We start from the raw sequence: 24,829 nt of genomic DNA, 5'->3' as shown, positions 1-24,829 counted from the left end.
TTAGATTGACACCAATGATAGCTATGCGCCCCTACTTGTGTACTTCATTTACCTGAAATACGCTGCATGATTTTTAGTATTTTGTTGAGGCTATATATGATGATATATAGCCTCATATTCAGTCACAATAGAGTCTAAAGAAAAGCATTTTATGACTCTGGCGCGTGCTGCTTTTCCTAAGCTTTCTCTACCGTCTTTTCCGATATTGATTAATGCTTGCCAAGCATTGGCTAATGCTTCTGGATTTTTTGGGGGGACGACTTTTCCAGTATCACCGACAATCCAGCCTGAGTCTCCCACATCTGTAACTACACAAGGAACGCCACAAGACATAGCTTCGCCAATTACGTTGGGAAAACCTTCTCCAGATGAAGAGGAAGAGGCGATATCTAAAGCAGCAGTTAAACGTGGCACATCATGACGTTCACCTAATAGATATATGTGCTGGATAAGTCCTAGTTCATGGATTAGTTCCGATAAAATATGATTATCCCAATCAACTTGATTGCCAACAAGAACAAATTGGACGTTGGAATAACTTTTGATTAATAATGCAGCAGCCTGAAGAAAATTAAAATGGTCTTTTATGGGATGATAACGACCAATTAAGCCAATCAATAAAGAATTTTCTGGGATATTTAGTTCTGAACGAACACCGAGGCGAGCTTCTGTTGATGGTATATATTTTTCTGTTTCAAAACCGTTGGGAATTACACAGGTTTTCTCAAGACAATATCCAATTTTTTCATGTTGTTTAGAACTATTCTGAGAGTTATAAATAATTTTTTTTGGTAAGTGAGAAAATCTGGCGCATAGTTTAATAATAATAGTTGTTCTAGGCTTTTCTAGTTCTAAAGAATGAAGTGAATGACGTATATTCCAGAAAACAGGCACTTGTCTAAATATGAAAAGTCTTACAAACTGTGCAGCCAAGTTTCCATGATACATCCAACCTTGAATTAGGTCAGGTTTGAGTTGGCGTACTATGTGAATCATTCGCCAAATATTAATTAGTTTAAGCGTTCCTGGTTTCATCCCAATGGTGTAAACTGGAATGCCTAAATTCACAATGCGATCGCCCCATGTTCCGCTATCCATTAAAGAAATAACAACTGGACTAAAACGTTGCCTATTTATCTTAGAAAGAAGTTTATAAAGCATGACTTCAGCACCACCAGTGGAGAGTCCGGTAATGATATAAATAATTTTCATAATTGATATCCTAATTTTAACTTTTGTTCTAATCGGCTTGCTCCAGTCATGGCAGCCATGAATGAAAACATAATGAGGATATAACGTTCTTCTAAAACGTTATGGCTAAATAATCCCCACAGAAGAATAAAAGCAGCAAAAGCCAAGCCAATATATTTAGTTTCTCCACGGGCGTGCTGTGTGACTGCATATACTAATATAGGTAGAACTAAAGCACCGATGATTCCATGATCTGCCATATAATATAAATAAATATTGTGCGTAGATATTTCCATATTCCACGTTAAAGTTGAGCCAATTCCATTGCCGAAAAAGGGATGTTTCATAAACATCTGCCAAGCCAATTGAGCTACTTCTAACCGCGAATCTGCGGAATCTTCTGAATCAGAAGTTGAGATATTTTGAAACCATGCAATTCTTTCTAAAGAGTTGGCGTTAAAATCTAAATTTTGTAATAATTCTTGCCACCATTGTGAACCTAAGGTGAGAATAAAAATTCCTATGCCAAAAATCCAATAAAGTAATTTATTGAAATGCAGTACGCGGGTAATGGTAAAAATAATAACTGTAATTAACCAGCCAAGAATAGCACCTCGTGAAAATGTCAAGATAACTCCAATACCGACTAAATAGACAAAAGGTAAACGATATATTGGCTGTAATATACTGACGCTAAAAATCATCCCAAGTATCAACGCACAGCCATTACTGTTTGGGTTCAAGTAAAATCCAGTCACCCGACCACCATTACCTAATGCATTAAAAGCAGCAGGGTTAAAAAACTCGTAAATGCTATTAAATACAGTAATTAATACTGCTAAAAATATCGCCCATTGAGCCAAGGAATGGATTGTTTTATTTCCAGAAAAGATTAAGATCATTGCAAAGATAAAAATCAATGCTAAAAGTCGTTTTCTTAATTCTTCAAAAGCAAGTTCTCCAGATGGTGGAAATAGTACAAACCACAGTATTGAGACAAAAATAAAACCAAAAGCCCAAAGAATTACAGATATTGGAATGTACTTGTCTCGTGAAAAAATTAAGGGAATAGAAGCTACAGCAAAACCTAAAATCCAAAACAAAGGAGGTTGAGAAAGAATACCTGATGTATATAAATACGAATTAATATCTGTGAAAAATGTGAAAATAGCAGCTACGGCTAAGGCACATTGATAATAAAAAAGGAAATCAAATTTTGCATTTGTTGATTGATTCATGACATAAACTAACTAAAGAAACTTCGGTTTTCAAGACTAATTCAGCTACCGAGAAATGGTCAATTATTCGCTGTCGAATTTGGGCGCGATCGCAACCATCAATACTCAATCTTTCTATTAACTTATTGATGGCAATTTTCAAAGCTTCGGGATTTTTAGGAGGTACTACTACATCGGGATTACCAACAATCAAAGCTGAATCGCCTACATCTGTCACCACACAGGGAACACCGCAGGCCATTGCTTCTCCTATTACATTGGGAAATCCTTCTGTATAAGATGCAGAAACAACAATATCTAAGGCATTATAGATTGCAGACATATCTGCACGCGCTTTTTCCCAAATAACTTTTTTAGAAATGCCTAGTAGAGAAGCTAATTCATCCAACTCCCGTGCATAGTTTTCTGAACCACCACCTACACAAACAAAATGTACATTCTGGCTATGTTCGCACAGTAATGCTGCTGCTTTTAAAAATGTCGGATGGTCTTTTCTTAAATCTAGCCGTCCCACTAAACCAATTAAAATTGTATTTTGGGAGATTCCCCAGTGCGATCGCACTTTTGTCCTAGCTTCTAAATCAGGCTGAAAAAGTTCGATATCAATACCATTAGAAATTACCATCATCTTCTTAGCGGGGAATCCATGACTGAGATAGTATGTTTTTCCAGCATAAGAATTAACCACTATCAAGTTAGCAAACTTGGCTAAAATACACTCTAACTGAAAGATTAAACGCCCTAACCAATCATAAAAATTAGAATCACTATTAGAATTGCGTAATCCCCAGACTATCTGGGTTGAGGGAAAAAACGGTTTTAAAAAGATAGTCAGTAAATTTGGCGTTCCACCATATCCATGCAAGACATCGGGACGTATGCGCTGAAGATGCTGAACAAGACGCCAAAAGAAGCTGAATAAATGCCATCGTCCTCGTTTTTCTAAATAGATTATTGGGATGCCATTATCTTTTAAATCTTTATCTAAAGATAAGGAACCACCCGCGTAAAAGCATAAAACAGTGATATCAAAACATTGTTTATCTAAAGCTTTTGCAAGTGTGACTAATTGCCTTTCTGCTCCTCCATAATTCAAATCTCGAATCAGGAATACAATCTTTTTCTTCATTTAAATCACCTCGGAAATTGTGTAGCGGTATTTCCCAGACTTATTTACAGGAATACGATCTACAAATTCAAAATTAACCACACAATCTTTGCCCATCATCAGCTTACACTTGGCAACAATATCATCAAGTTCTTCAGCGAGATAATCAGAATTAGATTTAATAATTTTGATGGTGATTTCTAAGTAGCTTTTTTGAATAATTTGAAATTTATGTACCCAATTTTTGAAGTATAAAAGATGAGTAAAATATTCCCCATCAATTAAAGTTCCGCTTTGAGTTTTAAAAGTGTCAACATTTCTACCGGAAACTTGTTGAAGTATTTGTCCAGATTTATATTCAGGAGATAAAATGCCGCGATCGCCAATTTTATAACGAATCAATGGCATAGCAAAATTTGTTAGAGAAGTAATCAAAATATTACCTTCAACTCCTGCTGGCACAGGATTATTGTCATCATCTACAATCTCAATATAATTACCCCAAGGAGCTACCCATAATCCTTGCTCTCCTGGTTTTTCACAAGCAATATCGCTGACTTCTCTAGAACCATAACGATTAAATACTTTACACTGAAATACAGTTTCAATCTTTTGCCGCATCCAAGCATAAAGTGTCCCAGCAGAAGTTATGATTGCTTTTTGAGGAACAAGTGTAATTTTTTCATCTTCAGCAAATTTCGCTAATTCATAAATGGCTTGAGCGTAGGCAACAATTAACTTTGGTGGTTTTTTATTTAGCAATTTCAAAAAATCCCTCATTTTTTCAGGAGTCATCTGAAAAGCATTCATATATGTAGTATTTCTCAAGAAATTAAAAAACGTTGCCTTCCATCCCATCGTCCCATCAAAAACATCTTTTTCTGAACCCCACAAACGTACTTCTGCTTCTCCTAGTTCTCGTCCAACTAAATAAGAAAAAAGTAAGCTAATTGCTGTAGATTTATCGTTATATTCAGCATCTTGAATTAAAATAATTGGTTCTCCTGTTGAACCACCTGATGTATTTAAATACCACTTACGCTGTGCTAAATCTGTAGATTTTAGTTGTTCAAAGTTGGCGCGAATAATATCTTTTGTGAGGATTGGTAACTGAGAAAGATATACCTCTGGTTTTTCATAGATAATTCTCTCAATGGAGAGATTATTCATTAATTTTGCATAGTATGGAACAGATTTATTGCAGTGAAGTAGTAGCTCAGTTAGCAAATTTCTAGTCGTATCAATGGAAATATTAGATGAAATTTCTTTGAGAAATTTATTATAGAGTTGAGGAAAATTGTATTTTCGACAATAAGCATAACTGAAGTAAAGATATTTTCGGATATTCATTGTTAAATATTTTGGCTAAAATTATTATAATTTATATAAATTTATGAAAAAAACACCAAAAGCGCTAAAAAATAGATAGTTATTGTTTAAGTAAGAACCTATTCAATCATCTAAATTTGGCGGTGTTTGATTCTGACTTCTGAATTATGAATTCTTTTTGAGTAACTTTAACTAACACGTCTTCCCACATTTCCATAATTTTTTTGACGCTAAATCGTTCGGTTATTTCTGGCGCGTGAGCAGCTAAATAATTGCGTTCTTGTTCGTTAGATATCAGCCTTTCTATTGCTGCGGCTAATGCTGAAATATCTTCATTGGGAACTAAAATCCCATCTATTCCATCACGAATAATTTCTCGCGGGCCACTAGGACAATCTGTGGATATAACTGGTAAACCACATGTCATTGCTTCACAAATAGCATTTGGAAAACCTTCAAATCGGGAAGACATAATAAAAATATCTGCTTGCTGTAAAAAAGCATAAGTATCGTTTACCATACCTGGAAAATAAACGCGATCGCTTAATCCGAGTTCGTTACGCAAACATTCTAATTCTGGACGTAGTTTTCCATCTCCTAATATCGTCAATGTCCATTCTGGATAATTATCTTTGAGTTTGGCAAAAGCTTGTAGCAATAAATCAAAGCCTTTTTCTGGAACAAAACGTCCCATAGCAATGAGCGATCGCTCTATTACAACTTTCTCTACTGACTGCTTTTTTATTGCTGGCAATACAACCATATTAGGAATAATACAACTATTATTTTGCAGTTTTACTGGAAAATAATCTCTTGCTCGCTGAGTTTGAAAAACAATTTTATCTGCAAATGAATAAGTCCATTTTCGTAATTTTTGCCAATTCCAACCTAAATAGCTTTTTTCAGGATTACTACGTTCAGAAACTATTACTGGGATGTTCAACCACCGCGTTGCTAGTAAGGTAGTGATATTAATTCTAGACATGAAACTAATTACAATATCTGGATCGCTATTAATAATTGCATTTCGTAGAATTCGGATGCGTTTTAAATTATTCCAAATACCAATTATTGCATTGAGAGATTTTTCAGCTATACCTAAGGGAATATAAGTTACACGAGAATCTAAAGGAAAGTCCGGTATTTTATTATCATCAAATGTTAGTAGAGTAATTTGCCATCCCTTAGCTGACCAATAATTTGCCATGATTGACATAATACGTTCAGCACCCCCATAGGTAAGGGAATGAATGATTAATGTTATTTTCATAGCGTGCAAATATTTAAAATCACACAGAGATACCCAGAAGAGAGATTTGAAAATTAGGTTGCGATCGCAGAGTTGTGTTTGAGTTTTTTATGAGCGAAGTATGATAAGAATAAGAATGCTAAGGCAGAAACACAGGCTGTTGATAGAGCGATACCGGCAACGCCAAAATAGTGCAGAAATAAATAGTTTAAAACAATATTGTTGATGAGATTGTAGGCAGAAGCCCACATTAATATATGATTGGCTTGCATTGCAGAAATTAAGCGTACTACCAAAATTCCTGCTACGTGAAAGGGAATTTGCAGAGCAAAACAATTTTGAATTTGAGCTACTAAATGAGTATCATCAGCGGTAAATGAACCTCTTTGAAAGAGTATTCTGACTATAGATTCAGAAAATACAAATAAGAATGCTGATAGTAGAATAGTTGTGAGAAAGATGATTTGTATATATCGCTTAAGTGTGCGATGCGTTCCTGTCCAATTGTTAGCAGCTATCATTTTAGAAAAATAGGGAATTACAGCAGTACTCAATGCTGTAGTAGCTAGAGACATGGGAAATGCTATTACTTTGTTACCGTAGTTCAGTGCTGCTACACTACCAGGTAACAACATTGCTGCCATAGATTGATCTACTAAATTTGTACTACACATTAAAAGTCCCCCTGCAATCATGGGGAAATACTGGCGAACAACTTGACGCAGATTATTATCAAATCCATACCATTTGGGAAGCCATGAAATGCCTTGTCGGTGCAATGCTATTCCTAACAAAATTATTTCTAGTACTGCACCGCAGACTAACCCAGCAGCTAAAGCAAAAATACCCCAAGATTTGAGCGTTAAAAGTAATACGACGGTAATAGTTGGAGTAATAATTGGTGAGAATGCTGCTAAAGCAAAACGCTCCCCTGCATTTAACACAGCACTCCAGATAACAATTATTCCACTTAAGAGAATAAAAGGTGCGATCGCGCAAAGCAAATGAAAAGTTAGCTCTAATTTTTCAGAACTAAATCCAGCCGCAATTCGTGGTAGATACAAAGGTGCTAAAGCTACCACGAATATTGTTGTAATTGCTAACAATCCCAAGCCACTAGTTGTAGCTCCACATAAAAGCCTTTGAGCAGCTTTTGTACCTTCCTGCTCTCGTACCTGCATATAAGTAGGTATGAGAGCAGTATTAAAAGAACCTGCGATGACATTAATAATAAAAGAAGGAATCAGCAAAGCAATAAAAAAAGCATCGATGTCATCGCCGGTACCAAACCTCTGAGCAACGACTAATTCTTTACCAACAGCCGCCACTTTAACTAATGCTGTCAATAAACCAACTATCATCGCCGCACCAAAAATTTGGCGATTGATAGAGCCAGTTGTCAGCTTCTTCCAGCGATTAACTAAGCTTTGCATTTCTCACTCTCTCTGTGCTTCTGGTATTGAAAATTCCACTTCGCTGGAAGCTGGCGCTTCGATTTTTTCCTGTGTCTGTGTGTGAGATAAAAAGTAAGGTTTACGCAATAAAGATAATTGAGATAACCTCATATATACATTTAGCAAATGTAAATATAGTTTCCCCTTTAAAGTAATGCCATAAACACAGTTAAAATTCTTGACAACTTCTCCACCAAACTTTTCTTTAAATTGATTAATACCTAATTTTTCCCGATCTGTATTTCCGATATACCAACCACCAAAATCATAAGTTGAAATCCCTAAATTCTTAAATCTCACAATATCTTGCCAGTGATGGTAACGATTTGCTCGTCCCAAAATCGATTGATACGAAGTATCATCATTCTTTTTCAAAGATGCAGAATGTAACAGACGCACTCTATTTTTAGTTCGATAATAAACATGCCAAACTAAAGACTCACCATCTTTTAACTTGACGCGTGAAATATCAATTACACCAGCATCAGCACGATTTTGTAGTTGAGCTCTGTTAATTTTAGTCAAACCTTTTTGTGAAGCAAATGAATCATAAAAATCTGAAAAATCATTGAGAGTATCAGAGTCAATTTTCTCCCAATATTCATAAATAATATGGTCTTTTTGTTCTGCTCGTCTAATTTTGTATCTATCATTACTGCTGATACATTCCCAAAGTTCATCATGACTTTTAGTTAAATCAATCAATCTTGTGTAAAATTCATCAGACTGACCACCTTTAATTGGGTGTAACAATTGCCTATAATGCACAACATCAACATTACTTAATTCTTCTGGATTTTCATCAAACCAGACTTCTCCCACTGAAAAGATAAACTTCTTTGTGACAATTAACATCTCTTCTATTCCTTGCTATTTTATTCAACTAAACTTATTGAAATTTGATTGCTTGTATCTTCTCTTCTCCGCGTCCTCTGCGCCTCTGTGGTAGCCTCTGCGGTTCGTAAAAAATTTCACAAATCAAAACTTTCAGTTATTGAATCTTGGCTCAAAAACTAATCGATAACGCTTTCCATCCACACATGCAATCCATTTTGTTCGCTCGATTTGATGAGCATCAATGTGGTGCATCCCTATTTGATTCCAACCCATCCCACTAGCTTTAATAACTGGATTATTTTTAACTTCCTTCTCTTGATAACTCGTTGTTGTCAATTCAGTTATTTCAAACCCTCGAACTTGATGACCATATATTCGCTCACAATCCTGGGTATATCTCACAATTTTGTCATCGAATACTATAACTCTACCTGCTGGTCTTGCTATACTTTTATTTCCCTCAATTACAGGACTTTTCGGATGTTCAACCCAAGCATCCATTAAATCTTCAGAATAATAAAGACGTAATGTATTTCTTGCCTCTGATGTTGCAGTTAACAACCACCAAAGATTATCGTATTCAAAAATACTAGTATCTACAAAATCGCTTTGAGCGAGTAAAGTTTTGACGTAAGACCATTGTGTGGGAAAATTAATCGCTTTATATAAACGAATAGAATTAGCTTGAGAAGTTTCTGGAATCAAATAATAGTCATTCTGAAATTTGAATACATACGGATAAGATAAATGAAACGGTTCATCAAGTACAATTTTTTGATAATTCCATTTGTATGCATCACTGCTAGTTGCTAGTCCTATTACTCCTTTATTTTGTAGACCATTCAACACTTCAAAGAACATATACCAAATGCCGTTTTCACGAACCATAAATGGATCGGCGACAAAGTGTGCTGGGACATCTGTTATGTCCTTGGCAGTCAATACTGGGTTAATAATTGTGTCTGGAGAAACCAAATCAAAAGGAGATTCGCCTATATAAATTCCAATCGACCACTCACTTCTTCTGGTGACAAAAATCTTGGCGATGTTTTTAATCCCAGCCAAATATCTATTATTAACCCTAGAAACTCTATCGAATACCTGCGAAATACTGGTGATATTAGAGGTTTTGTACATATTTATTCTTGGAATTAAGGTAGATGCTAAATTACTCAAATCAATGGTATTTTTTAAGATTTCACCTGTGCCAGCATATTCATGTTTGGCTTAACTCTGAGTGAAGTATTGCTGGAAATACTTGATGCCACATAATTATTTAAATGTTTGGGTTTATATCCTGGTACTAATTGTTCTAGTAAAAACAGAATAAAACTGATATCATTTTTCACTGCTGCTTGACACAAAGTCGCTACAGTAACATCCAAGTTTTCTGGAATAATCTTACTAGCATTTTTTACTACCAACAGTTTTTGGTGTTCGGTTGGTTCATATTCTTCGCCAGGGATAAATAATTCCTCAAATAGTTTTTCTCCTGGACGCAAACCAGTAAATACAATCTCAATATCTTGGTTAACTTCGTATCCAGAAAGGCGAATCAATTCCTTAGCTAAGTCAACAATTTTTACAGGTTTACCCATATTCAGCATTAAAACTTCGCCACCACGACCAAGTACCGCAGCTTGCAAAACTAGTTGAACTGCTTCGGGAATAGTCATGAAATAACGACAAATATCTGGATGAGTAACGGTTACTGGGCCGCCTGCTGCAATTTGTTTTTTAAAAGTCGGAACTACACTACCTCGACTGCCTAAAACATTGCCAAAACGTACTGTCACATAAGGATTACCACTTTCTTTTGCAGCTTGCAGCACCAACATTTCAGCGACTCTTTTACTAGCACCCATCACGTTAGTAGGGTTAACTGCTTTATCTGTAGAAATCATCACGAAATGTTTGACATCATATTGCAAAGCTAGTTCTAGTAAATTTTTTGTTCCCATTACATTGTTCGTGATTGCTTCTACTGGATTTAATTCCATTAGTGGGACATGTTTATGAGCCGCAGCATGAAAAATTACATCTGGTTGAAAAGTTTGAAAGCCATATTCTAATCGAGATTTGAAGCGAATATCAGCAATAAAGCTAGAAATTTGAGTAGGATTAATTGATGATTCGCTTTCGTTTTGAAGCAGTTGAACAAGTTGTTCTAATTCTTGCTGAATATTGAACACAGAGTTTTCTCCATGTCCCATCAGTATCATTTTTGCAGGATTACATTTAAAAATTTGACGGCAAAGTTCGCTACCAATAGATCCACCTGAACCTGTAATTAGTACTGTTTTACCTTGAAGAAATTGGGAAACTTTTTCAAAATCTATTTGTACTGGTTCCCGTCTGAGCAAATCTTCAATTCTCACATCCCTAATGCTGTCAACTCGCACACGACCATTGAGGATTTCATGTATACCTGGTAAAGTGCTAGTTTGAGTTCCAGTTGCTTTACAAATATCTACAATTTCTCGAATAACTGCACCTGTAACTGTCGGCATAGCAATGATAACTTTATGAATTTGCAGAGATTTTAAAACATCAGGAATTTGATAGCGATCGCCAACTACACGAATCCCACGTATATATGCTCCAAATTTGCGAGGATCGTCATCAATAAAAGCAACAGGATAAAATCCTAATTGCGGGTTTCTTTGCATCTCTTGTACCAGAGAAACTCCAGCATTCCCAGCACCAACTATCAACACACGTTCTTGGGGATTAAATACTGGACGTTGCTGACTAATTCTCTCTACAATCCGAATGCTAAAACGCAATCCTCCAATGAAAATACACGAAAGTAAACCATCAATTAACGGTAGCGATCGCGGCAGTATATCCAACCCTGAATATGCTACAAATCCCATACCGTCAAAGAATACTCCTTGGATTAATACCGCAATTCCCATCACTATAGTTATATATAAAAGTTCCTCAATACTGGCATACCGCCAGTAAAGTCTATAAAAACCAAAATTCCACAATACAGTCAGTTTGACTACTAAAAAAAGTATTGTGACAATTCCTAGTTGTGATTTATATTCTTCGATGGAGAATTTACCGTCTAAACATAGGTTTAAAGCTAATAAAGTTGTTATTAAAAAAACAATAATATCAAAAACAAATAAATGCCTGTTTCTGATATTCAGCAAAGTATTTAATAATTTGCTAATTAATTTTTGGGGCAGCCAATTGGAAACCAGTAACAATGATAAATTCATGCCTGTCAAAACCTCTAGAATAATCTAAATAATCATCGGTTCGATTAGACAATCAAATATAGCCGTTTATCCTCAAAAAAGGATTTATATAGTGTAAAGTTACCCTTTAAATGCAAATTTCACTAATTTGAGATGTAAGGTATTTGTTTAACTTACATTTAATGTATATATTCTTGAGCATTAACATTTATATCGAAGCAATCTTTTTGCTCTAAATAAATACGCTAATTTCTTTTAATGAAACATTTAAAATCAAGTAATAGCCAGATGAGAGGGCTATTAAAACTTAGTTTTAATGTTTTATCTTTCTAACAAACTTGTAGCAGTTTCTTATATGTTGCGTCATGCCAAACTGGCGTCGATCGCGCACATAAAAAGACATAATAGTGGATGATAGTGTATAGGAGTAATTCTTGTTACTAAAGAAGATAAAATTTGAAAGTCAAAAGAAAGCCAAAAGCTATAGCACAAGGCAAGAGGCACTAGGTAAAAGTATTACTATTCCTAGCATTCTAGCTTGTCATTATGTCTTAACCTATGTGATTAGTGTTTTAACTTAAGCCGCGATCGATAGAATTAAAAGCTACACAAATAAAACCCACGCAGGTGGGTTAAAAATTTTCCTTATTCCAAAACAAAATTGATTAAATTACAGTAGGGTAGCACAGCTACCTGCCTACCCTACTACCTATTGATGGATTCTGAATTCTGACTTCTGAATTCTGACTTCTTCTTAACTCCTAAACCTTTGCTTCCAAAGATTTGAGCAATTCGGTATTCACACCCGATTCACGAGTGAGGGCGATTTTGCCAGTGCGGGCGATTTCTCTGAGACCAAATTTTTGTAACACCTGCACGATCGCTACCATTTTACCTGGATCTCCCACAACTTCTAAAGTCAGAGAATCTTCCGCCACATCCACAACTCGCGCCCGGAAAATCCCAGACAGTTCGATAACTTCAGAACGATTGCTGCTAGTAGCATTCACCTTTAACAGCATCAATTCTCGCTCCACACAAGGAGTTTCGGTAATATCCTGTACCTTGAGGACATTGACTAACTTGTATAATTGCTTGGTGAGTTGTTCGATGACGCGATCGTCACCAGGTACAACCATCGTAATTCGTGAAACTCCTCCCTGTTCAGCCGGGCCAACAGCAAGGCTTTCAATATTAAAACCACGACGGGCAAATAAACCAGAAATGCGGGACAGAACACCCGCCTCATCTTCTACCAGAACAGAAAGAGTATGTTTCATCTTCGCCAACAGAGGCTAGAGCAGGATTTGAGTAACGCAGACACTAGCTAAAGACTACGCTAGACGTACTGCTCCACTAAAAAAAATAAGTGAGACCTTTTATTTTAAACTTAATAGCTGCACTCATCTCAATTGGTAGAGATAATTTGTCTAGAATTTATTTCCCAAGCAGCATTCTCTTCGATCGCATCTCTTTTCATCGGCAGATGTTAAACGTTGGTAAAACTTGTATAGTCAAATCTAATTGAACTTTTTATCGGAGATAAGTTGTTATGGGTTGGTTACAAAGACTATTTGGAATGGAAAAACCTCAAAATGCTGAAGTAAACCCTACTCCACAAGCAATACCCCAAACTCCTACTGCTACTGCTGCGCCTACCGCTACACAAACAACACCGCCAGAACGTCTAGGATTAAATGGAGAATATGACCAAAGTGGTCTAGCCAAACGAGTAGCCTTGGCATTCGACCAAGACGCCCAACTTGATGATGTTAATACCCTTTGGGTTGCTCAAACAGGCAGCACTGTAGTATTAAAAGGTAAAGTTCCCAACCAACAAATCCTTGACAGAATGATTTCTGTCGCCCGTACTGTGAACGGCGCCACAAACGTTGACAGCAGCCAAACAACCATCGGCTAAGAATAGGGCACAGGAGACAAGGAGAATAATTCTTAACTCTTGTACAGACGCGATGAATCGCGTTTCTCCGTCTCTCCGATTTATCGCCTCTCCTAACTCCTGTTTATCCAATCTAAAATCGCTTGGTTCACTTGCTCTGGACATTCATCATGGGGACAATGACCCACGTCTTCTAAATTCAGCACTTCCAATTTGTCATTATATTGGGCAAATTGGCTAGCCAAGGCTGGCGGAACAAACCGATCTTTTTGTCCCCAAATTAACAGCATGGGAATTGTTAAGGTTGGTAATAACTCCTTGACATTCGGACTAAAATTAATTCCAATTGTCGCTTTAAACAAAGCACTAAAAGCCCTCGCCGAACCTCGGTCTTGGGGAGGGCCAGCTAAAATTTCTATCAGTTCGTCGGTTATCGCTTCTGGGTTAGCGTAGGCGAGACTCGCCCAGCGACGCAGCACTCCCGGACGACGGACAAAGTTAAACACAGGTTTGAGAATCAACGGCGAAGCCACAATATTTTTAATTCCTCTCACTACTGGTCGCAGCACAGGAGGAATTGCTTCTTGTTCTAGTGAAGGATCGGGTAAACTCATCATCACCACACCCCGCACCATGTCGGGATGAGCCGCCGCCGCCGCCAGAGAAATCAGCGAACCGTTGGAATTGCCGATTAATATTGCTGGTTGACGGATAAATGTTTGCCAAAAATCGTAAACTTGCTCTACCCAAAGTTCAACGCTGTAATTAGCTGCGGCTTTTTCCGAAGCGCCAAAACCCAGCATATCTAGGGCGTAAACGGTGTGATGTTCGGCTAACACTTCTAAATTATGTCGCCAATGACCAATGGAAGCGCCAAAGCCATGTAACAGAATTAGAGGTTGTGTCTTTTCGTCATTTTTGGCAGAGCGAATATAAGTATAGCGAGTTTGCCAGCCACGCCAAACCCAATCTCTTTGATTACCAACTCGCTCCTGCCAGTGTAGTGTAGTAGTCACAGTCTCCTCTAATTTATTAGCGTTGAAATACTATTATAAAAAAATTGCCGAAATGTGCGTGATATCAAAATCCTTGTAGAGACGTTGCATTGCAACGTCTCTACATCTGGATGCAGAATGACATAGCGATCTATTCAAACAGCAGTTAAAACAGGCTGGAAAGGTTGCAATGAAATACCCAAAATTTTATTGTGGTGTATATCAAAATTAATATAGGTTTGAGCTTAGTCAGCGAACAAAAACGGGAAATACTCCTATGACGGCACTTACATTAAATCTGAATTCTGTAATTAAACTAACAAGAGAGCAGTTTTATCAGTTGTGTCAAGAAAATCCCGATTTAAAATTAGAACGCAATGCCCAAGGAGAATTGATTATAATGCCACCTACGGGAGGAGAAACAGGAAAAAGTAATTCTCATATTAACGCTCAAATATGGTTCTGGAACGACCAAAATCAATTGGGCGAAGTTTTTGATTCGTCAACTGGATTTACTTTACCTTCGGGGGCTGACCGTTCTCCAGATGTTGCTTGGGTAGAAAAATCTCGCTGGGATGCTTTGACTAAAGAGCAAAGAGAAAAATTTATTCCCGTATGTCCTGATTTTGTTATCGAGATACTTTCACCTAATGACAGCTTGATAAAAACTCAAAAGAAGATGCAAGAGTATATCGAAAATGGTTGTCGTCTAGGTTGGTTGATAAATAGAAAAAAACAGGAAGTAGAAATTTATCGTCCAGGGCAGGATGTGGAAGTTTTAAAATCACCTCAAATTCTTGAGGGGGAAGATACGCTACCTGGTTTTGTTGACAAACTCTTTCGCCCTCGCCTGGGAATCAAACTTTAATTTACTATCCCATTGCTGTGCTTTGTTGAACTTTGCAACAGCGCCATTAATATCATCATTTCGCGCTAACTTCTCACCTTGGATGACTAACACTGTCGCCCCTTGCGCCAACTGCGCTGGAGTTTGGCACGATTGCAACTCTTCTAACACTTCTGGATGGGCAATGAGGTAATTATTTAGCAAGTTGCAACCACTGAGCAATAAATTATCGAAATCCAAGTCCCATAAAATCACGGTGTTGTCATCACTGCCAGAAGCCAGTGTCTTACCATCAGAGCTGAAGACTACGCTATAGACCCTATTACTATGCCCAGTCAGGGTTTTGATGGCTTTGCCCGTGCTGACATCCCAGAGTTTGATGGTCTTGTCATAACTGCCAGAAGCCAGTGTCTTGCCATCGGGGCTGAAGACTACGCCCCAGACCAAACTGCTATGCCCAGTCAAGGTTTTGATGGCTTTGCCCATGCTGACATCCCAGAGTTTGATGGTGTTGTCATTACTGCCAGAAGCCAGTGTCTTGCCATCGGGGCTGAAGACTACGCTTAAGACCAAACTACTATGCCCAGTCAGGGTTTTGATGGCTTTGCCCGTGCTGACATCCCAGAGTTTGATGGTGTTGTCATTACTGCCAGAAGCCAGTGTCTTACCATCGGGGCTGAAGACTACGCTATAGACCCTACTGCTATGCCCAGTCAGGGTTTTGATGGCTTTGCCTGTGCTGACATCCCAGAGTTTGATGGTGTTGTCATCACTGCCAGAAGCCAGTGTCTTGCCATCGGGGCTGAAGACTACGCTTAAGACCGAACTGCTATGCCCAGTCAGGGTTTTGATGGCTTTGCCCGTGCTGACATCCCAGAGTTTGATGGTCTTGTCATCACTGCCAGAAGCCAGTGTCTTACCATCAGCGCTGAAGACTACGCCCCAGACCGTACTACTATGCCCAGTCAGGATTTTGATGGCTTTGCCCGTACTGACATCCCAGAGTTTGATGGTCTTGTCATAACTGCCAGAAGCCAGTGTCTTGCCATCGGGGCTGAAGACTACGCTATAACCCGAACTACTATGCCCAGTCAGGGTTTTGATGGTTTTGCCCGTGCTGACACCCCAGAGTTTGATGGTCTTGTCATAACTGCCAGAAGCCAGTGTCTTGCCATCGGGGCTGAAGACTACGCCCCAGACCAAACTGCTATGCCCACTCAGGGTTTTGATGGTTTTGCCCGTGCTGATACCCCAGAGTTTGATGGTGTTGTCATCACTGCCAGAAGCCAGTGTCTTGCCATCGGGGCTGAAGACTACGCTTAAGACCGAACTGCTATGCCCACTCAGGGTTTTGATGGTTTTGCCCGTGCTGACATCCCAGAGTTTGATGGTCTTGTCATCACTGCCAGAAGCCAGTGTCTTACCATCGGGGCTGAAGACTACGCCCCAGACCTTACTGCTATGCCCAGTCAGGATTTTGATGGCTTTGCCCGTACTGACATCCCAGAGTTTGATGGTCTTGTCATAACTGCCAGAAGCCAGTGTCTTGCCATCGGGGCTGAAGACTACGCTATAACCCGAACTACTATGCCCAGTCAGGGTTTTGATGGCTTTGCCCGTACTGACATCCCAGAGTTTGATGGTCTTGTCATAACTGCCAGAAGCCAGTGTCTTGCCATCGGGGCTGAAGACTACGCTATAGACCCTACTGCTATGCCCAGTCAGGGTTTTGATGGCTTTGCCCGTGCTGACATCCCAGAGTTTGATGGTGTTGTCATTACTGCCAGAAGCCAGTGTCTTGCCATCGGGGCTGAAGACTACGCTATAGACCCTACTGCTATGCCCTGTGAGGGTTTTGATGGCTTTGCCCGTGCTGACATCCCAGAGTTTGATGGTCTTGTCATTACTGCCAGAAGCCAGTGTCTTGCCATCGGGGCTGAAGGCTACGCTTAAGACCGAACTGCTATGCCCTTCTAAAGTGTTAACTTCTATGGCGCGATTTTCTTTCTTCTCGTTTGGCTTTAAATAAACCGCTTGCTGTAAAGTTAACACAGTGTGCATTAGAGTATCGTTTTCGTGCTGTGCCCAAATTGTATGCTTGAGTTTGCTACTTGCCCTTAAGGCTGTTATTAAAGCATCTGGATATTGTCCGGAGATAGCAAAGGCTTCTGAAGAATTATTGATGGCGTTAATTTGACTAACATTTGCCTCTACTGCCCACTGGAATGTTGCCGCTGCTAAAGCAGCAAATCCTAAACCTGCGGCGACGGAACTCAAAAGGGCGCGTCTCAGAAACTTATTCAGTTTTGTCTCACTAATTTTTCTTTGTTCTCGTTCTTTTTCTAGTTCCGCCATCACCTGCTTTAACTTCGGTTCCTGTTGCTGGCGGATAAACCCGGCGATGTAGTCGTGTACCAGTTGATAACGGTCAGCCGGGTTTTCTGGTAAGAAAACCACTAAGCCAGATTGGACAAAAATTTCTAAAATTAAATCTAATTTGCTGATTTCAGAAGCTTGTTCCGCCCTAGCTTCTGATCCCCCCGCCTTCGGCGACCCCCTTAATAAGGGGGTAGAAAGAATAAAGCCCCCCTTTTTAAGGGGGGTTGGGGGGATCTCCGAGAAGTATGGGAGCAAATCGCGTTCCAATTCGGCGCGAGTCTTGAGGGGGCGAGTTCCCTTCTCATCTGTCAGCAAATACAGTAAGAATTCCGCCGCCTGCTGATTTTCCACGCCGCAATCATTAACAACTTCATCCAAATAACGCTTAACCAGTTGTTCTTTAGTGCCGCGTTGGTGATATTCTGCCAGAGTTGTAATGTTCTCGGTTTGCAACTGCGCCCCCACAACCTGTAACTCAATGGGACGCACTTCGCCCAATTCTTCGGCTAAATCTTGTACGAGTTGTTTAACTAAAGCATCTTCCAAGCGAAAACTAGTATTTTCAGTTAAACGCTGGATAATTGACTTGGCATCATCAGGGGAGAAGTTACCCAACTTATAAAGCACGTTATTACTGAGAATGTCATTGCCTATAATCTTCAGGCTGGGCAAATCATTGCACTCTAGCAAGTAATGAATGTAATCCACCCGCAGCGATAAGATAACTTTCAGCGATAAAACATTCAGACATTCTCCCAGAAACTCAAAGAATTGCTTCCTTTGCGCTGGTTCGGTGTAAATAAAGAAAAATTCCTCAAATTGATCGAAAATTAACACCGTGCGGAGGTTACGCTGTTCGTTTTCGCGGAATTGGGTGAGTAGAGAGTTAGGAGTTAGGAGTGAGGAGTGAGAAGTTTGAGTCTTTGAGGTGGATAAACGGAGTTCTAAACGAGAATGTTCAGGTTCTAAACGAGAATGTTCTAGTTCTAAATGAGAATGTTTAGGTTCTAAACGAGAACGTTCAGGTTCTAAACGAGAATGTTTAGGTTCTAAACGAGAACGTTCAGGTTCTAAACGAGAATGTTTAGGTTCTAAACGAGAATGTTCAGGTTCTAAACGAGAATGTTCAGGTTCTAACTCTGCCTCATCTCCCTCATCCCCCTTATCTCTGCCCAAAAGCCGCCCCAACTCTTCCACCCAGTTGGTGTAAACGCGCATCACCACTGGTAAATTATCTTGAATACCGATCGCTTGATTCTTTAAAGCTGGCACTAGTCCCGCATTCACTAGCGAACTTTTACCTACACCTGATTGTCCATGAATTACAATCAACTTTTTATCTGGGCGACCAATGCGTTCTATTAAACGTTCTACATCCAATTGACGACCAGATGCAGCAATCTCTGGGGCAATACTATCTTTATTATTAACGCGCAGCGGTACAAATCCTGTGGCTCCTAATTGTTTTGTCGCCTGTAATCTCCCAGCACCAATAAACGCACGCAGCCCAAATTGCTGTTCCACAGAACGCTGTTGCTGTTTCATTTCGTAGGCTGCGAGATATGCTTTTTGCTCAAAATAAAGCTTTTGCAAATGAGCGAGAATGTTGAGATAAAGCTTTAAATCTACCTGCGGGTTACTGATATCTTTTGCAGTTTCTAAGTTATGAATTGCCTGTTGATAAGCACCTAAATGATATTGAGAACGAGCCAAAAGAAACCGATAGAGGCTCAAATCATTTGATATGAGGAGGGTGGTGCTGTGTCCGTCTACAATCTTGATGGCTTGCTGTGCAAATTGATTGGCTTCTAACCAAGATTGTTCAGCTAAAGCTACCTCAGCTAGAAAACCGTAATCTTTTGCTAATTCTATTATTTGATTATCATAACGATGTATTTCTAATGCTTGTGCAGCGAGATTTTTTAAATGTTCCCATTCTTGTAAATCACGCAAAATCACACCAATTTTCAAGATGGAATTTGCAATTAATCGTTTGTGTTCTCCAATTTGATTGATATATTGTTCAAGATAGTTACGAGTGCTATGCCAATCTGGATGATTAATATCTTGATTTTTAAAAGCTTTGAGATAATAACAAAAGGTAATCTCACCAAGAATTTTAATTTGTTGCTTTTTATAATTAAGTTGCCGAAAAAGCTCTAAAGCAACTTTATAATGTTCTAACGCGATATCGATTTTATTACTAACTTGTTTTACCAAACCTAACAAAGATGATAAATTAGCTTTCAGTTCTGGACGAGAATCCTGTAAATCTCTTTGGGCTGCTGCTAATTCTGTTTCTAAAACGCCATAATCATCTAAATTTAGATTGAGGGTGTTATTAAAATATTGCTCGGCGAGTTGTTGGAGTAAATCGATTAATTCATTCTGAGCGATCGCAAAATTCCTCGTAGTAGCCCAACTCTCTAAATCTGGAGCTATTTGCATCAGTTGTTTGTAGATTTCATCATCAATCCACAACACTAAAGGAAAAGCAAAATTCTTGCGAAACTCTTCCCGCACCTGATTCGCAGAAGTCAACATCGCAGCTATATTCGGTACTGTCTCTAAACCCACAACCATCACACACGCTGGTAGGTTCTGGCCAAATTCTTCCCGAATGGCTGTAAAAAGAGTTCTGTGAGATTGCTGCACCACCAACAGTTTAATTTCGACTTGGCAGATTTCCCGCAATTTTTGGATCAGGCGATCGCGCAGTTTGGCATAATTACATCGTGCCAAAATTAGCTTGAATTGTCCCACAGAAGATTCAATTGCCCATGCTAATTGTTGCAAAGAGCGTAGGCGTAGCCCGTCGTAGACATCGTTGTTTACAGGATTATCTTTTGGTGGTTGCGGTGAGTCTGTCATACCAATTTTGGATTATGTTGAAATTTCAACGCAAAGTAGCGCAGAGGTAATCGCAGAGGAACACAGAGAATTCGCCACAAAATTAAATTTCTTGGCGTTTTAACTCCTGTATCAATACTTGAGTGCGTTTACTAGCTTCTCTTGCTTGTTGTCTAAAATATTTGGCTTGCTGACGGTCAGTTAAACAAACTTCAGATGCTTTTCTACTAAATTCAACAGTTTGTTTGCTGAGTTCTTGAATACGAATCTTTAACTCTTGGATTGTTTTCATATCTCCTCTTGTTCTGAAATTACAATCTCTAAATTTTCTATTTCTTCATAAAGTCTATCTGCTCTACTAGCTAGTAAGCTAGCGTCCTCAAAATCATTATTTTCTACAGCTTTATCGGAGGCTGAATACAATTCTTCAGTGATTTTGTGCAACTGTGCGTAAGCTTTTAACAAAACATTTCTGGTTTCTGGTTTCATAATCTAATTATTTTCAGTTCCTGATTCCTCACTGCAACTCCCTTGCCTCCGCCAAAATGGGGTTGACATCGAACCAAGATTCGCCGCTGTCTCGATATTCAAAGACAAAGCGACTGCGGATTAATTTCTGGTATCCTTGGTCATCGCTGACTTTTTTGTTTTGCTTGACGTGTCGTAGGAGTTGCCATTCATCATCGGAAATTGGCATCATCATTTCGTTACGACGGGCGCGAACAACTTGGTCTAAGGTTTCACGGGAGAGGGGAAGCGCCATTTCTTCCATAATCCAAGTGTTCAGGAGTCTGAGCAAGTCTCGCACGTGACCGCCACTCAATCTACATAAGCGGTCTAGGGTGACGGGATTATCAAAAATTTCAGTAATCTGATGCAAGCGCTCATCTGCTGGCAAGTCAGGAAAGGCTCTTGCTAGCACCATTTGTTTCATGAGTGCCATTCCCTGTTCGTGAACGCTGCCATCAGGCCATTGCACTGGCACCATCGGCAATACTTTGGGGTCTTCGGGGAATCGCTGGGTAAGCATTCCATAATCGTTGGAAAATTTCAGCGATAAAGGCATGGTGTAAATTAAATGACAATTCAGCTTTGTCAAAAATTCACCCTGGTCTACAAATAAATATTCTTGCTGCGGACGACCCCAAGCTTTAACGCGATTATCTATCCGGTCGAGATTATCGACAATTACCACCAGACCATTTTTACCCTGCTGTTTTAGTTTAGCGATCGCTGTTTCCAATAATTCCCGATTTATCGCTTCTAACAAGTTAGTTTTCTGCGGCGCTAAATATTGATTGAGTTTTGCACGTAACGTCGGGTCACTTTTCATCTTGGTAGTGATTTCACCAATACCAAAAGCCAAAGACAACTTTTCTTGATCAACACCAACATCAACACCACCAAACTTGACTTTTGCTCCGGTGACTTCGGAGTTTAAGACCTTCCACGCACCTTGGAGTAAATCGTTAAATTTGCTGGTTTCCTCCAGTGTAATTTTATCCAGACTTTGACTAACACGACGAGCGATCGCCAGCAACACATCAGCAATATCCACATCAGTCATTTCCAAGTCTTCGCTGGACTCAAAATACACTACGTGAAAGCCTGATTTTTCCAGTTCTGCCTGTAATCTTAATAGTTCGGTAGATTTTCCACAGCCAATATGCCCAGTAAACAGGGTGCAGGTAGCTTCATTTGGCTTGAAAAAAGTAATTTTTTGCTTCAGCTTACCAATAATATCTCCGCCTCGTACCGAAGAAAAATCAATGTAGTATTTTACATCTGACAGATTGTTGACGAACAGGGTTCGACTGGGGTCAGTGGCCTGAAAAAATGCTCGTAAATCTATGGACATGGGGCTAGTAATATGCTTATCTTTTATAACTTTAGATATCCTTGAACACAAGAATAAAGCTAGTTACAGCATTTCAGGTGGATATTTCGCAGAATTTTTGGTTTGGGTAATACCGAAATAGATGTAGAGACGTTGCAATGCAACGTCTCTACAGATGTTATTTATCTATTGGGAAATTCACAACTATGGGTGGAATACCGTTTTCTGGGGTTGGTTGGGTCGGGGCTATCGGTTGTGGATGCAAAGGCGTGGCTGTTAAATCGCCATTTTTACTAGCAGTTTGATTCCATAAAATCAACGATAGTAGACCATCTACTAAGCCGTTATTATTGCCGTTACTGCCAACGAGAACATCTGGAATCAAGCGGACATGGCGATCGCCTATAATTTGCATCAGTTGCATTGCTGTATAACCTTGTGCTCCCAAGGCTTCCACACCAGCGCGGTAGGTTTCTGCTTTGGCGTTACCTGTGGCGCGAATACCTTCAGCTTCCGCAATTGTCCGGAGTTTTATCCCCTCGGCTTCACCTGTGGCTTCCTTGATTTGGGCTTGGGCTTTGAGGTCAGCTATATGTACGCTTTGCTCTGATTTCACCATTTCTTGCTGAATATTAGCCAGGGCTGTTTCCCGAACAAGTTGTTGGCGTTGGGTTTGCGCTAGCTGCTGGACTTCATAAGTTTTGCGTTCTTCTTCAGCAATTTTCCGGTCTGTTTGTGTTTGCATTAACGACGCTGGTGGCTGAATATCACCAATCAGGGTGTCGATCGCTTGCACGTCATAAGCCCGCAGTGCTGTTTTAATATACTCAGCAGCTTCCGCTTGTCGTTCGCTCCGAGCTGTCAAGAAATCTAATACTGTATAGTCTTGGGCTGAGTTGCGGAAATAATTCCCGATGGTTGGTTCTAATACATGGTCTACGAGGTTTTGCATTGCACCAACGCGGGAAATTACCTTCGGTGCATCCAAAGCACCCACATGGATAATTTGTGCTACTTCTAAATCAAAGGCAAATCCATCACGCGATCGGACTGTCAGGGATGCTAGTTGAGCATCATAACTATGACGTTCAGTGCGGTCTGACCAGTTTAATACAATGTTGGTCGTTGGCACCAATTCAATTTTCATGATCCGCGAATTAATCGGGTGCTTACCAGGATACAGCGGTTCCACCCAGACGCCCTTGTGTCCTTGATTCACCAAGTTACCATGTGTGAAAGCTGCGCCACTGACATCTTGATGCGCTTTACCCACGAAAGAAATCACCACACCTACATAGCCAATGGGAATTTCCGTCATCGGCACTTGTTCCACCTGAACAAACCAGGGATTTAAATTCCAAGAACCAGAAAGTAGAATTTGCTCTTGTAAACCTCGCCGTCCACCGCCATCAATAAATTTCTGACCATTTTGAAAGTTGTTGTGTCCCTCAATTATCGGCCCTGCAATTTCACCGTCGGAAATTGGTAAACCATCGAGAGTAGTAACAATGCCAACTTTATCAGAAGCTAGGCTATAAACCCGCAACTGTTCTGGAGTCATGCCATGTTCTGTAGCATTTGCGGCAGTGATAACTTTAAACAGCGCAGTGTTAATCCGGTAAGTCCCAGCTGTGAGAAAACCCATTTGCCGGCCTTTTTCTCCACCTTGAGTGAGGAACTTCCGGGCATCTTGATAATTGTCACAATCGACAATTTTGCCGAGAATGCGCTGTGGTGGGTTGGGTTCACCATCTGCGGCGACAATTAAAGCGATTTCACCTTGGGGGACAACAATTACCGACTCTTTGCGAACCGAATATTGCCAAGGCCAATATCCCCAGTGCCAGCCAGGAGCCAGAGTATCTGCCTGTAAACCAGCTTCACCGTTGAGAGCAATTAAGCTTCCAGCGGGGAGTCCGCGCCCGGAAAAGGAAAATTTTCTGACAACAATGCCAACTTTCCGTTCGTCAATTACCACCAGCCCGCCAAAGAACACTGGTACAAATTTAACTAAACCACCAACAAGGATGATACAAATCACTACAAAAGGATCGATTCCAGCAGTTTGATACCGAGTTTGATTAGTTTGTAACTGGGCAATACTTGGTTTAGTTGGACTTGGCTGGAGCGATGTCGAAGTTAATTCTTTTGCAGTAGTGATTTTTATGGAGGTAGCACTGGCATAATTAATACTGCCTGCAATCGCCAACGTCGCTATAACAGATGCTGCAAAACTGACTACTTTATTTTGTTTGCGTTTAGGAAGACAAGATTCAAAACTTTTCATAATTTTTGCCCAATTGGGCAACTAATTAGCTAAGTTAACACTTCACCAAGCCAGTGCTCGATTTCTTAAACTTGGCTTCAGGAGTAGGGAATGCTAATTGTTGACTTTTGACTGTTGAC

At 39.6% G+C, this 24,829-nt stretch carries 18 protein-coding genes; 2 read left to right on the top strand and 16 right to left on the bottom strand.

Annotation, left to right across the window (positions count from 1 at the left end; all coding sequences use genetic code 11):
- Positions 1–90 precede the first annotated feature (90 nt).
- From H6H03_RS06050 to ilvN, 10 genes are all read right to left on the bottom strand, one after another.
- Positions 91–1,212 (bottom strand): glycosyltransferase family 4 protein, encoded by a 1,122-nt coding sequence (locus H6H03_RS06050; protein ID WP_190954231.1) that lies wholly within the window; start codon positions 1,210–1,212, stop codon positions 91–93.
- Positions 1,209–2,429 (bottom strand): O-antigen ligase family protein, encoded by a 1,221-nt coding sequence (locus H6H03_RS06045; protein ID WP_190954230.1) that lies wholly within the window; start codon positions 2,427–2,429, stop codon positions 1,209–1,211. Before H6H03_RS06045 ends, H6H03_RS06050 begins: the two co-directional genes overlap by 4 nt.
- Positions 2,401–3,558 (bottom strand): glycosyltransferase, encoded by a 1,158-nt coding sequence (locus H6H03_RS06040; protein WP_190954229.1) that lies wholly within the window; start codon positions 3,556–3,558, stop codon positions 2,401–2,403. Before H6H03_RS06040 ends, H6H03_RS06045 begins: the two co-directional genes overlap by 29 nt.
- Positions 3,559–4,707, bottom strand: a complete 1,149-nt coding sequence (locus H6H03_RS06035) for a phenylacetate--CoA ligase family protein (protein WP_190954228.1) — start codon at positions 4,705–4,707, stop codon at positions 3,559–3,561. It lies immediately after the preceding gene.
- 286 nt (positions 4,708–4,993) lie between these two features.
- The gene (locus H6H03_RS06030) at positions 4,994–6,136 is read right to left on the bottom strand and encodes a glycosyltransferase family 4 protein (protein WP_190954227.1); all 1,143 of its coding nucleotides are present in this window, start codon (positions 6,134–6,136) and stop codon (positions 4,994–4,996) included.
- 53 nt (positions 6,137–6,189) lie between these two features.
- Complete coding sequence (murJ, locus tag H6H03_RS06025) at positions 6,190–7,548, bottom strand: murein biosynthesis integral membrane protein MurJ (RefSeq protein ID WP_190954226.1); 1,359 nt, start codon at positions 7,546–7,548, stop codon at positions 6,190–6,192.
- Between the two features lie 3 nt (positions 7,549–7,551).
- A complete protein-coding gene (locus tag H6H03_RS06020) occupies positions 7,552–8,424 on the bottom strand; it encodes a hypothetical protein (RefSeq protein WP_190954225.1) in 873 nt (290 codons plus the stop codon).
- Between the two features lie 132 nt (positions 8,425–8,556).
- Positions 8,557–9,543, bottom strand: coding sequence for a glucosamine inositolphosphorylceramide transferase family protein (locus tag H6H03_RS06015; protein WP_190954224.1), 987 nt, complete (start codon positions 9,541–9,543; stop codon positions 8,557–8,559).
- A 53-nt stretch (positions 9,544–9,596) separates the two neighbouring features.
- The gene (locus H6H03_RS06010; protein ID WP_190954223.1) at positions 9,597–11,636 is read right to left on the bottom strand and encodes a polysaccharide biosynthesis protein; all 2,040 of its coding nucleotides are present in this window, start codon (positions 11,634–11,636) and stop codon (positions 9,597–9,599) included.
- 740 nt (positions 11,637–12,376) lie between these two features.
- Positions 12,377–12,895 (bottom strand): acetolactate synthase small subunit, encoded by a 519-nt coding sequence (gene ilvN / locus H6H03_RS06005; RefSeq protein WP_096535064.1) that lies wholly within the window; start codon positions 12,893–12,895, stop codon positions 12,377–12,379.
- A gap of 272 nt (positions 12,896–13,167) precedes the next feature.
- On the opposite strand from ilvN, the gene H6H03_RS06000 reads away from it, so the two are divergent.
- The gene (locus H6H03_RS06000; RefSeq protein WP_190954222.1) at positions 13,168–13,536 is read left to right on the top strand and encodes a phospholipid-binding protein; all 369 of its coding nucleotides are present in this window, start codon (positions 13,168–13,170) and stop codon (positions 13,534–13,536) included.
- Between the two features lie 92 nt (positions 13,537–13,628).
- Here H6H03_RS06000 and H6H03_RS05995 read toward each other — a convergent pair whose 3' ends face one another.
- Positions 13,629–14,531, bottom strand: coding sequence for an alpha/beta fold hydrolase (locus H6H03_RS05995; protein ID WP_190954221.1), 903 nt, complete (start codon positions 14,529–14,531; stop codon positions 13,629–13,631).
- A gap of 256 nt (positions 14,532–14,787) precedes the next feature.
- Here H6H03_RS05995 and H6H03_RS05990 point away from each other — a divergent pair, with 256 nt between their 5' ends.
- The gene (locus tag H6H03_RS05990) at positions 14,788–15,378 is read left to right on the top strand and encodes a Uma2 family endonuclease (protein ID WP_190954220.1); all 591 of its coding nucleotides are present in this window, start codon (positions 14,788–14,790) and stop codon (positions 15,376–15,378) included.
- Here H6H03_RS05990 and H6H03_RS05985 read toward each other — a convergent pair.
- From H6H03_RS05985 to H6H03_RS05965, 5 genes are all read right to left on the bottom strand, one after another.
- Positions 15,325–20,607 (bottom strand): WD40 domain-containing protein, encoded by a 5,283-nt coding sequence (locus tag H6H03_RS05985; RefSeq protein ID WP_190954219.1) that lies wholly within the window; start codon positions 20,605–20,607, stop codon positions 15,325–15,327. The two genes, H6H03_RS05990 and H6H03_RS05985, sit on opposite strands and share 54 nt — an antisense overlap.
- A gap of 82 nt (positions 20,608–20,689) precedes the next feature.
- Positions 20,690–20,878, bottom strand: coding sequence for a hypothetical protein (locus H6H03_RS05980; protein WP_099072218.1), 189 nt, complete (start codon positions 20,876–20,878; stop codon positions 20,690–20,692).
- Complete coding sequence (locus H6H03_RS05975; RefSeq protein WP_096535068.1) at positions 20,875–21,075, bottom strand: hypothetical protein; 201 nt, start codon at positions 21,073–21,075, stop codon at positions 20,875–20,877. The genes H6H03_RS05980 and H6H03_RS05975 overlap by 4 nt, the downstream gene beginning before the upstream one ends.
- Positions 21,076–21,103: 28 nt before the next feature.
- Complete coding sequence (locus H6H03_RS05970; protein WP_190954218.1) at positions 21,104–22,444, bottom strand: AAA family ATPase; 1,341 nt, start codon at positions 22,442–22,444, stop codon at positions 21,104–21,106.
- 157 nt (positions 22,445–22,601) lie between these two features.
- The gene (locus H6H03_RS05965; RefSeq protein WP_190954217.1) at positions 22,602–24,710 is read right to left on the bottom strand and encodes an SPFH domain-containing protein; all 2,109 of its coding nucleotides are present in this window, start codon (positions 24,708–24,710) and stop codon (positions 22,602–22,604) included.
- Between the last annotated feature and the right edge of the window lie 119 nt (positions 24,711–24,829).

The sequence above is a fragment of the Nostoc paludosum FACHB-159 genome (assembly GCF_014698835.1).
In the GTDB taxonomy this organism is placed as follows: Bacteria; Cyanobacteriota; Cyanobacteriia; order Cyanobacteriales; family Nostocaceae; genus Nostoc; species Nostoc paludosum.
This window is presented reverse-complemented; position numbering and strand designations above follow the sequence as displayed.